Origin of the sequence: Fusobacterium sp. DD2 (genome assembly GCF_018205345.1) — a bacterium.
Taxonomy (GTDB): Bacteria; Fusobacteriota; Fusobacteriia; order Fusobacteriales; family Fusobacteriaceae; genus Fusobacterium_A.
On record NZ_JADRHM010000076.1, the window covers coordinates 1 to 11669 of the forward strand.

12 protein-coding genes and 1 tRNA gene are annotated in these 11669 nt (G+C 29.2%); 12 read left to right on the plus strand and 1 reads right to left on the minus strand.

Annotated elements, in window-relative coordinates; genetic code table 11:
* Positions 1 to 97: 97 nt before the first annotated feature.
* Positions 98 to 373, minus strand: coding sequence for an HU family DNA-binding protein (locus IX290_RS10090; RefSeq protein WP_211493062.1), 276 nt, complete (start codon positions 371 to 373; stop codon positions 98 to 100).
* Positions 374 to 944: 571 nt separating this feature from the next.
* Between IX290_RS10090 and IX290_RS10095 the strand changes: the two genes are divergently transcribed.
* From IX290_RS10095 to IX290_RS10150, 12 genes are all read left to right on the plus strand, one after another.
* Positions 945 to 1490, plus strand: a complete 546-nt coding sequence (locus IX290_RS10095) for a hypothetical protein (protein WP_211493063.1) — start codon at positions 945 to 947, stop codon at positions 1488 to 1490.
* 353 nt (positions 1491 to 1843) lie between these two features.
* Positions 1844 to 2671: an N-acetylmuramoyl-L-alanine amidase gene (locus IX290_RS10100; RefSeq protein WP_349290760.1), complete on the plus strand. Its 828-nt coding sequence runs from the start codon at positions 1844 to 1846 to the stop codon at positions 2669 to 2671.
* Positions 2672 to 2855: 184 nt separating this feature from the next.
* Complete coding sequence (locus IX290_RS10105; protein ID WP_101475026.1) at positions 2856 to 3056, plus strand: cold shock domain-containing protein; 201 nt, start codon at positions 2856 to 2858, stop codon at positions 3054 to 3056.
* A gap of 69 nt (positions 3057 to 3125) precedes the next feature.
* Positions 3126 to 3290: a hypothetical protein gene (locus tag IX290_RS10110; protein WP_211493064.1), complete on the plus strand. Its 165-nt coding sequence runs from the start codon at positions 3126 to 3128 to the stop codon at positions 3288 to 3290.
* A 10-nt stretch (positions 3291 to 3300) separates the two neighbouring features.
* Positions 3301 to 3387 (plus strand) — tRNA-Leu (locus tag IX290_RS10115).
* Positions 3388 to 3556: 169 nt separating this feature from the next.
* Positions 3557 to 5218 carry an aryl-sulfate sulfotransferase gene (locus tag IX290_RS10120; protein ID WP_211493065.1) on the plus strand — a complete coding sequence of 554 codons (1662 nt, stop codon included), beginning with the start codon at positions 3557 to 3559 and terminating at the stop codon, positions 5216 to 5218.
* A 9-nt stretch (positions 5219 to 5227) separates the two neighbouring features.
* Complete coding sequence (locus IX290_RS10125; protein WP_211493066.1) at positions 5228 to 6484, plus strand: exopolysaccharide biosynthesis polyprenyl glycosylphosphotransferase; 1257 nt, start codon at positions 5228 to 5230, stop codon at positions 6482 to 6484.
* Between the two features lies 1 nt (position 6485).
* Positions 6486 to 7271: a glycosyltransferase family 2 protein gene (locus IX290_RS10130; protein ID WP_211493067.1), complete on the plus strand. Its 786-nt coding sequence runs from the start codon at positions 6486 to 6488 to the stop codon at positions 7269 to 7271.
* Positions 7268 to 8353 carry a glycosyltransferase gene (locus IX290_RS10135; protein ID WP_211493068.1) on the plus strand — a complete coding sequence of 362 codons (1086 nt, stop codon included), beginning with the start codon at positions 7268 to 7270 and terminating at the stop codon, positions 8351 to 8353. The genes IX290_RS10130 and IX290_RS10135 overlap by 4 nt, the downstream gene beginning before the upstream one ends.
* On the plus strand, positions 8347 to 9531 hold the full coding sequence (locus IX290_RS10140; protein ID WP_211493069.1) for an EpsG family protein: 1185 nt from the start codon (positions 8347 to 8349) through the stop codon (positions 9529 to 9531). Before IX290_RS10135 ends, IX290_RS10140 begins: the two co-directional genes overlap by 7 nt.
* A gap of 10 nt (positions 9532 to 9541) precedes the next feature.
* Positions 9542 to 10654 carry a glycosyltransferase family 4 protein gene (locus tag IX290_RS10145; protein WP_211493070.1) on the plus strand — a complete coding sequence of 371 codons (1113 nt, stop codon included), beginning with the start codon at positions 9542 to 9544 and terminating at the stop codon, positions 10652 to 10654.
* A gap of 1 nt (position 10655) precedes the next feature.
* Complete coding sequence (locus tag IX290_RS10150) at positions 10656 to 11642, plus strand: glycosyltransferase (protein ID WP_211493071.1); 987 nt, start codon at positions 10656 to 10658, stop codon at positions 11640 to 11642.
* The last annotated feature ends 27 nt before the right edge of the window (positions 11643 to 11669 follow it).

Sequence of the window (11669 nt, forward strand, 5' to 3'; positions counted from 1 at the left end):
TCAAGGCCTTATTTACCTGAAATAGATGAAATATATTAAAAAAGGTCTATTTACACAGTAAAGTGTAAACAGACCCTAAAAATAGCATTTAAAACTATTAGTTCATTTTTTCTAATAAAGTTTTTCCAGCTTTAAATTTAACAGCTTTTTTAGCTTCGATTTGGATAGCTTCTCCAGTTTTTGGGTTTCTTCCCATTCTAGCAGCTTTTTCTACAACTTCGAATTTTCCCCATCCGATAAAGTTTAATTCTTCACCAGATTGTAGTACTTCTTCAATGCTACCTAAGATTGCTTCGAATTTTCTTTCAGCTTCAGCTTTAGATGCAAAAATTCCTTTTTCAAATAGCATTTTTGTAAAATCTTTTTTAGTCATTTTATTATTCCTCCTAAACTCTATATAAAAACACGTAAGTTTCTATTTTATAACATAAATTTCAAATATTTTCAATGTTTTTTATTATCTTTTGATATTTTTTTTAAAAATATGTTATCAGATTGTTATAGTTGAGTATAAAATAGATCAAGTTGGATTTATGAGGACTTACTTAACAATGAAGGCATTTTTATCTTTATTGATATATCAGGAACAGGAATTACATCTTTAAAACAACAAGGAACAAAATTAGATGTTAAATGTACAGAAAATTGCACATGGAAGAGCTTTAACTGTTTTGTATGATATTATTTATAAGTTTATAATAGTGTTGACTCAATATTGAGATAATGAGCAATAAAATGTTTTAAATGCAAAAAATCTGATATTGAACTTACTTTATAAAATATAAAAAAAGTGCTGACTTTATCAAAAATGCGTAGTAATATATCAATATGAAAAGAGAACAGATAAATTATAATAGCTAAAGAGGATTTATATGGAGATATATTTATCAGATGATAAAAACAAAAAATATTGAAGATTAAGATGAGTAATAGGAGGAATGTAAATGACTGACACTGCTAAAGCCTTTCAAGTAGTAAATGTCCTTATATCTGGGCATTTAGGTGCAAATGGAATGTTGAGTATAAGAAAAATTGGTAAAATAATTTCAGACCTTACAGAACATATGGAAGATAAAGACATTAATAAAATTTTCGTGGAACTGGAAACACTACGTTCATTAACGTTAACTGAAAGATTTAAGATGGATTTAAAAAAACAGCTAGTGTATTATCCTGCTGCAATGCCTTATGTTCAAGAAAATTATAATATTAATGAAGCAGGGATGGTAAATAGAGCAAAAAACTTAAATGTCAAAAGAAGATTAAAAAAGAAATTTAATAGTTTTTCAGAGTATTTAATTATTGCCATTATTGAAAATAATATTCTATACAATAAAATGAGCCCTAATATTATAGAAGATAGAATATATATTAACTCTATTTTAAGTTTATTAGAAGAAGAGGATTATAATAAAATTATAACGAATGTAAAAAGATATTTAGAAGAACTTTATAAAATTAATGAAGAAGGATTTATTGTAAAGAAATAGGTTGGAAGATTTATTGCAACGTTTTTAACTGTTTCTAATTGGTATAAAATTTTTTCTTCACTTGTTAGATAATTTAAACATTTATCAGGTCTTAAATTTATTAGATTTAGGACCTTTTTTAATTTCAGGATAAATAAGTTCATCAAAGGAAGTAGATTAAAGATTTATGCAACTTTAAATTTTAAAAATACAAAAACAAAAGAAATTGATTCTAAAGAAAATATAAAATATGGTACAATATATAAAAATGAATTCTATAAAAGAGAAAAAGAAGGAAATAATTGTGTAATCAAAAAACAATAAATATTTTTTTAAATGTTATAGAATGAAAAAATAAAACAGGGGGGAAAGTTGTGAAAAAATACAATTTTATGTTACTAATATTCACGCTATTATTATATTCATGTACGTCAATAAATTACAGTGTTGACAGTAAAAGTTATAAAGCCACTGGAAAAAATTCAAGAGTAAGATTTATAGTCTTGCACTACACTGCAACAAATGATGAGATAGGACTTAAGACTTTAACTACTCAGCAGGTAAGTGCTCACTATCTTGTTACAAGTAAGGATTCAGATCCAGTTTATAATCTTGTTCCAGAAAATGAGAGAGCATGGCATGCAGGTTTTAGTGGATTTAGAGGAAGAAACAATATAAATGACAGCTCAATCGGAATAGAGATAACAAATATAGGTGTTGATAACTATGCTGATGAAACCAAAGAGTACGGTTTTTTTATCCCATATGATAAGTATGTGCCTTACTCAGAGGGACAGATAAAAAAGATAGCACATCTTTTAAAAGATATTTTAAAACGTTATAAAATAGATCCAACAAATATTGTGGGACATTCAGATATTGCTCCACTTAGAAAAATAGATCCAGGTGCAAAATTTCCTTGGAAGAGATTATACGAAGAGTATGGTATTGGTGCCTGGTATAATGAGAAAGATAAGGAGTTTTACATGAATGAGAGGTTATACAGTGCTACTCCAATCTCTCAAATTAAGAGTGAATTTAGAAAATATGGTTATGATATAAATAGCGCCAATGAATGGGATGAAGAGAGCAGAAGAGTAGTTTATGCTTTTCAAATGCATTTTAATCCCCAAAATGCTACGGGATATCTTGATTTGGAAACTTTTGCCATTTTAAAGGCCCTAAACAAGAAATATAGATAAATAAAAAAAATATCTTGTATAATTTTAGTTTTAATGTTATTATATACCCATAAGAAGATAAAACGAATTTGATTAAGAAAACACTAACTTTTTTCACGTTTCAAAATTAATATTCACGTTTCAAAAATTTTAGGGTTTGTTTTTTTCTATTTGGTTTCATCTAAAATTTTGGAGGTGCATATTAATGCTAAAAGGAACAGTAAAATGGTTTAACAAAGACAAAGGGTTTGGATTTATATCTGGTGAAGATGGAAACGATTATTTCGTACACTACTCTAACATCAACGCAAAAGGATTCAGATCTTTAGAAGAAGGACAAGCAGTATCTTTCGACGTAACTGAAGGAGCTAAAGGACCAGTTGCTTCTAACGTAACTGTAGCATAGTTATAGCTAATAAGAAGAAATTTAGGGGATGCTGATGCGTCCCCATATTTTTTATACTGGAGGAATATTATGGAAAAGAATAAAAAAATACAGGTGCAATTAGTAGTTAATACATTGGTAAAGCTATTTCTATTTCCTCTTTTCATAGTTGGAATGTTACTTAGACTATATGATAAAATCTTTAAGAAAAATCAGGGTAAGAAGAGAAGAGTTCCATATAATTTCTGGTATTAAAATTAAATATGCATAGGTGGCGGAATGGTAGACGCGCAAGGTTGAGGTCCTTGTGGGAGTTTATCCTGTGAGAGTTCAAGTCTCTTCTTATGCACCATAGGTAAAACAATTACAAGTCTTCAATTTGAAGACTTTTTTTTAATCATTTTTTAAATCAGTAACAGGGGAATAAAAAAATAGAGAAAGTTATTGAAAAATATGCTAAAATAGTATGAGATAACAAGTAATAACTTAATACTGTGATAGATTTTTTAAAAGGAGAGAGCATGAAATTAAATAAGAGAGAGAAAATTTTGATATTGTGTTCCTTGGCAGTTATTTTTATAAGTTTTTACACTTTTATGGTTAGAGGAAAGATTTTAAGAACTTTAGATAATAACAAGATGTTTTTTAAATCTTATGAAGATACAAAGAGTAAAAAATACGAAAAAGAAATTGATAGGAAATTAGAAAGTAAAGAGTTAAATAGGTTAATCAGTCAGTTATCGTTGAAAAAAACTGAGATAGCTGTGTCAATTTTAGAGGATAAAGATTTAGTTAAAGTATTAAATATGAAAAAGAAGGAGGATTATAGTTCTAAAAAATACCTTCTTTCTGAGATGAAATATGAGGATGCCTTAACTATGTTTAATGTTGGAAAGGAATTCCAGGAGTTGTCTGTTTTATCTTCAGGAATAAAAGAGTATCTGAATAATAGATACGTGAATTTTGACTATGATAAAGTAGTTGAAAATAATGATATACCGGAACTTATAAAACAGAGAAATAAATATATTAAAGTAACAGGAAATGAAGAGTTAAAGGATATAATCAAACATTTGAACAGAGAGGAATTGCAGAAATTCTCAGCACTTGTTGAAAATGATGGAAATATGCTTAATTTTTTAAACTTTGATACAGCATTTATAAATGAGATAAAAAATAATTCCCACATGCTATTATCATCTGGATTATCAATAGAGACCTTGGAAGGTTTTGTTTTATTGAATAAAAAACTTGATAAATTACAGGGAATAAATCCTCAATTTAAAGAATTTCTATCTAAAGAGATTGAGGGAGTGGATTTTGTTAAGAACTACCAATATGGAGATTTTTATCTTTCAGATAGAAATAATGATAAACTTCTTGAAAAAGAGTATAAAGATGGAAATTACACTTTCAAAAATCCTTTTGTAAAGGTAAATCCTTATGGAAGAGCTCCTCTTACAGCTATTATAAAAACTAAGGAGAGCATTGCAGATAAAAATGTACAGGTAACTGTATATGGGCAGTTTGAAAGTCCAGACTATACTTATAGTGTAAAAGCAGGTAAAAGTGGTGATTTTCCTATAATAGGACTTTATCAGAGAACTGAAAACAAAGTTAGATACACAGTTGATGGGAAGTCAAACATTATAACAATAAATATTGGACAGCTTGATAATATCCTTCCAGCAATAGTTATAGAAAAGAGAGTAGATGGAAGTATTGAGCCAGGAATGAATCTTGTATCATTTAATACAAAAGAGAAGGCATTGCCATTTGTATTTGATAAATGTGGAAATATAAGATATCTTTTAGATGTATCATCAGTATTAAAAAAGGCATATGCAGTAAAAGATGATGGAAAATGGCTTATTGCAAATGATGAAGCTGTATTTACATTTGATATCTTAGGAAGAGTAGTGAGTACAAAAAATTCCCATCACTTTGACGATGAGGAAAATTGGAAAAATGGTGTTCTTTTTAGAAATGTACAGTATCTGCCAAAAACCAATAATCAGCTTATTGTTTATGGTTTTAGTGATAAAGTATATCCAAGTGGAGTATTTTCAGAACTTGGAATTGATAGCAAACAGGAACTTTTTAAAGCAAGACTCTATTTTGATAAGTATACTTATGAGGATAATAATATACTTTCAGGTAGAAGAATTGAGCTTTTTAAATAGGTGATAAGTATGGAACAGGATAAAGAGACAATATTAAATATAATTTATGTAATAATCCTTGGTATTGTATTTTATATTTGCAAGTATATCTATATTCCAGGACCTCTTTTTACAATTTATTCATTAGCAGGATTTCTGATTATGGTACTGGGAGCTTATATTACAGATAATATGAAGTTCCAAAGATATAAATATAAAATCAGAAACTACATGCTTGTTGTAATACTTGATATACTATGTTTTGGAATCTGGTTTGTATATACTCTGGAATTGACTTTAATTCCTTTTATGACTACTTTTATAGCCTTACAGGTTCTTATAACAGTATTAATAAGTGTTGCAGTATTTAAAATAAGATATGTAACTATATATGGAAAAGGTGAGATGAAAAAAAGAGTACTGAAGAGTATTCCACATTTCCAGGAGTATAAATATATTGAATATCTTGGTGAGAAACCAAATTTTGATAAATTTGTAAAAGAAAATAATATTTCATTGATAATTTTATGCAAACCTAAGATGTCATCTGAAGAGATAAATGATATTTTACAACTTAAACTTAGTGGAGTAGAAGTTAAAAGTTACTTTGACTATATGATTGAAAATGAAGGTAAGGTTGAAGTTGAGTTTATAGATGAAGAGTGGCTTCTACAGGCATATGGATTTAAAATATTAAGAAGTCAGATGAGAAATAGAATTAAAAGATTATTTGACCTTTCAATGGCAGTGATAATAGGAACTATGACTCTTCCTATAATGGCTATTTCAGCAATAATAGTAAAATTAGAAAGCCCTGGACCTGTTATATACAGTCAGGCAAGAGTTGGAGAAAAAGGAAGAGAGTTTTTTGTTCATAAATTTAGAAGTATGAGAAATGATGCTGAAAAAGATGGAGCTAAATGGGCTCAGGAAAATGACCCAAGAGTAACTAAATTTGGAAATTTTATGAGAAAGACAAGAATTGATGAGCTGCCTCAGATTTTAAATGTATTAAAAGGTGAGATGAGTTTTATAGGTCCAAGACCAGAAAGAAGAGTTTTCATAAATGAGCTTGAAAAAGAGATACCATACTACAATTTGAGACATATGGTAAAACCAGGGCTTACAGGTTGGGCTCAGGTAATGTATCCATATGGAGCAAGTGTTGAAGATGCAAAGAGAAAGCTTGAATATGATTTATATTATATTAAAAATTACAGTTTATATCTTGATATGGTTATTATGTTTATGACTTTGAAAACAGTGTTGTTTGGAAAGGGAAGATAGTATGGTTACAGTTTTTACTCCAACTTATAATAGGAAAAACAGTCTAAAATTTTTATATGAAAGCCTAAAAAGACAGACAGATATGGATTTTCAATGGATAGTTGTAGATGATGGTTCACAGGATGGAACTAATCAATATATTGAAAGTTTAAAGGGAGATGCACCTTTTGAAATTAAGTATAGATATGTTGAAAATGGCGGGAAAATGAGAGCTATAAATATAGGTGTATCCATTTCTGATGGGGAGTTTTTCTTTATTGTTGACAGTGATGACTTTGTAACTAATGACGCTATAGAAAAGATAAAAAAATATGGAGCAACTCTTCCAAAAGATATGGGAGGAATGGCTTTTAGAAAGATGAATAGAGTGGATGGAGTAGTTACTGGAAAACCATTTCCACAGCATGTTATTGACTCAACACCACTTGAAATAGTCTATAAAAGAGGAATAATAGGAGATAAAGCTGAGGTGTTCAGAACTGATATTTTAAGAAAATATCCTTTCAGAGTACATGATGGAGAGAAATTTATTCCTGAAGCACTTGTTTGGATGAAGATAGGTACTCAGCATAAAATAAGATATATTGATGAAGGGATATACTATTTTGAATATCTTCCAGATGGATATACCAAAAATTTTACAAAACTTATAAAAAATAATCCAAAAGGATTTAAAGAATATTATAAAGAGATGCTGAAATATGAGCTCCCTTTAACAAATAAGATTAAATTTTTATTAAGGTTTTTACAGGCGGAGTTTTATATTTTAACAGGGGGAACAAAATGAAGATACTGCACGTGATTACATCATTAGAGCTTGGAGGAGCTGAAAGACTCCTTACTGAGGTTGTTCCTTTTCAGAAGCAAAAGGGAAATCTTGTAAAAGTTATGATACTTAGTGATAAAAATGCTGTTTTTAAGGATAATCTTGAAAAGGCAGGAATAGAGGTTGTAGTTTGCAAAAAAAACTCAATCAAATCTCTAAGTAACGTTTTTGATATTTTAAGAGAGATAAAAAAAGAGGATTATGATATAGTTCATAGCCATCTGGTTCATGCTCAATACTGGACAAGATTAGCCAGACTTTTTGACAGGAATAAAAGAAGAAAATATATCACTACTGAGCATAGTACCTCAAATAGAAGAAGAGAGCATGAGCTTTTAAGAATGCTGGATAGATTTGTATTTGGTGGCTATGATAAGATAGTGAGTATTTCTGAAGCTACTCAGGAAAGTTTAAAAAAATGGCTAAAAAGGAATGACAGCCATTTTAAAATAATATATAATGGAATTGACATAGAAAAATTTCAAAATTCAGTTGGTTATACTAAAGAAACTCTTGGTTTTAAAGAGGAGGATGTACTCCTTATGATGGTTTCGAGATTTCATAAATCTAAAAACCAGAAGGGAGTTTTAGATAGTCTTAAATGGCTTCCAGTTAAATACAAACTTATATTTGTTGGAGATGGAGCTCTTGAAAATGAGACTAAGGAATATTGTAATAAACTCTTTTTAAATTCAAGAGTAAAATTTCTAGGAATGAGAAAGGATATACCTGAACTTTTAAAAAGTGCAGATATAGTTATACAGTACTCACACTTTGAAGGTTTTGGAATAACAGCACTTGAGGGAATGGCAAGTTCCAAGCCAGTTATAGCAAGTGATGTACCAGGGCTAAGAGATGTAGTAGAGGGTGCTGGAATAATAGTAAATGGAGAAAAGGAGCTTGCAAAGGGTGTTCTCTCTTTGAGAAACAGAGCTGAATATGAAAAAGTTGCAAAAAAATGCTTTGAAAGAAGTAAAAAATATACGTTAGAATGGTGTGCTGATAGTTATTTAAAATTATATGATAAGGAGTTGCAATGTTAGTTTATATTCTTTTATTTATTATTTTATTAGCAGGGGCAATATATGAGCAGATGGGTAAAAATGATAAACTTAAGAAAACTGTTTTTATCATTTCAATTTTAATATTGGGAGTTGTTTTAAGCACCAGAGGCCTTATAGGATATGACTGGTACTCTTATAAAACTAACTTTGATAAGATTCCCAGATTGTATGAGATAACAGAAGATAGTTTTAAAAACATCTTTTTTTCATATGAGATAGGATTTCAGTTATATACAAGTGTTATAAAGACCATTTTTAATAACTATTATTTCTATACCTTTGTAAATACGGGAATTGATTTTATACTTATATATTTTATTATTAAAAGATATGCGAAATATCCAATATTTTCACTGTTATTATTTTATGGAATGTTTGGACTTCCATTAGAAGTGGATATGATTAGAAATGTAAAAGCAATCCTTCTATTTACTCTTTCAATAAAAGAGATTGAAGATAGAAATTTTTCAAGATTTTTAATTTTAAATATAATTGGATTTTTATTCCACTACAGTGCAATACTTTACCTGCCAATGTACTTTATTTTAAATAGAAAATGGAATAAAAAAATACTACTTGGTATTTTTATTTTAGGAAATATATACTATCTTTTAGATAGCAGATTGATGCTTAATTCAATTCAGATATATACAGGGCTTCTTCCAAATGCATGGGGAATAAAGCTTTGTAATTATCTATCTTTTATTCCAACTGATTTCCCAATGGGAATTACCCTGTTCTATATTGAAAGAGTGGTAATATTCGTACTTGCATGGTGCTGTTATGATGGAATAATAAAAATGAAATATGGAAAGATAATGTTTAACTCTCTTTGTATTTCACTGTTTTTATTTTTATTCTTTGCAGAGTTTTCTATTTTAACACTAAGAGTTGAACTTCTATTTATATACTCTTACTGGTTTATCATACCTCTTATTTTCTATTTCCACAGAAGATTAATTCTGTTTTGGTTATTTATCTTTATGTGTGCATTTAGATTATTTAATCAGCTTGAGTTCCCAGGAAATAAAGAGTTATACAGGTATGAAAATGCAATAATTCATCAAATAGATGAGAAAGAGCACCGTATTAAAGTAGAAGATAATGCTGTGTATAAGATATGGGCACATGGGAAAGAGATTTCTGTATTGTTTTAAGGAGTAGCATATGAAAATAATGTTTGTAGCTAACTATATGTGGGATATCTATATTTTTCGTGGAGGAGTGTTGAGAGCTCTTATAGAGGATGGTCACGAAGTAATAGCAGTTGCACCTGATGATAAGAGATTTGATATGGAAAAAGAGATACCAGGTGTAAAAACAATTGCAATAGAGCTTAATAAGCGTGGAATGAATCCAATTGAAGATTTAAAACTTGTAAACACCCTATTAAAAATTTATAAAAAAGAAAAGCCAGATATCATCTTCCACTATACAATTAAACCAAATATCTATGGTACAGTTGCTGCAAAGGTTGCTGGAATCCCTGCAATAGCAATTATGACAGGTCTTGGATATTCATTTGTACAGGATAATCTGGTATCTAAAATAGCTGTTGCAATGTATAAGGTATCTTTAAAATTTGCCAAAGAGATCTGGGTATTAAATGAAGATGACAAAAAAACAATACTTGAAAAAGGTATTGGAACAGAAGCAAAGATATTTATTTTACCAGGTGAAGGGGTAGATACTCAGAGGTTTCATCCAATGACAAAGGAAAGAAAAGATGATAACACTGTTTTTTTAATGGTTGCAAGAGCCTTTGTAGATAAGGGATTTAAAGAGTATGAAAATGCAGCACGTCTTCTTATAACAAAGGGATATAAAAATGTTGAATTTTGGTATTTAGGAGCCTTAGGAGATGGGGTATCTGGAATAAATGGTGAGTATATGGATGGACTAGTAAAAGAAGGTGTTTTAAAATACCTTGGAACAACAAATACTCCTGAAAATATTATGAAAGAAGTTGACTGTATAGTTTTGCCATCATATAGAGAGGGAATATCTAAGACTCTTATGGAAGGAGCAGCAATGGGAAAACCTCTTATTGCTACTGATGTTACAGGTTGTAAAGAGATAATAGATGATAGGAAAACAGGATTTCTTGTAAAAGTAAAAGATTATGAAGATTTAGCTGATAAGATGATAAAATTTCTCAATATGGGTGTTGAGAAAAGGGAAAAAATGGGCATTTTAGGTAGAAAAAAAATATTGAATGAATTTGATGAAAAGAGAATTATCAATATTTATAGAGATAAACTTGAAAAAGTAAGGGGATAGTATGGATTTAAGCATTATAGTTCCTATTTATAATGTGGAAGATTATCTTGAGGAGTGTCTAAAATCAATATACAAGATAAAAAATCTACGTTATGAAGTGATTCTTGTAAATGATGGATCAAAAGATAAGAGTGATGTGATAATAGAGAGATTTAAAGAGAAGTATCCAGAGAAAACAGTTGTTATAACTAAAGAAAATGGAGGGCTTTCAAGTGCCAGAAATGCAGGATTAAGGTTGGCAAAAGGGAAATATGTCTCTTTTATAGATAGTGATGATTTTATTGACCCTGATGAATTTAGTAAATTTGTATATGAAACAATAACTTCAAGGCTGGATATAGGAGTAGGAAATATGAGATATTATATCCCAGGAAAGATTGGAGATCCTCTTTTCAGATCCAGAAGAATAAAAGATATGGATGTTGTTACTGGAACAGAATTCTTATGGGGAACACTTCAGCAACCTAAATGTTTTAGAGAAGAGGTAGTTGACGATCTCTACAATAAGAATTTTCTTATAAAGAACAATCTTTATTTTAATGAGAGTATTATCCATGAAGATAGTGAATTCACTACTCTTGCTTATTTAAAAGCAAAAAAAGTGAAATTTATAGACAGAACTTTTTACTTTTATAGACAGCGTGAAGGAAGTATTATGAATAAGGTTTCAGAAAAAAGTGTTATATCACTTGAAAAAATTTGTGATACCCTATATGAAAAATATAAAGATCTGGATGATACAGGGAAAAAAGCAGTTGGAACTTTAATACTGAGTTTTTATTCAGCTATTTTATATAGAAGATATAATGGCCTTGGAAGATATAAGGAAGCTCAGATAAGATACAGAGAGCTTTATAAGGTGTTGAAAAAGAGTGCTCAGGTAAATTTTGAGTACAGATTACTTAATATTTCAGTAGCTATACCTAATTTTCTTAGAAGATTACTGGGAAAAGAGATAACTAATGTACAGAAAGTACCTAAATTTTAAAATGAAAAGGACATCAGTTGATGTCCT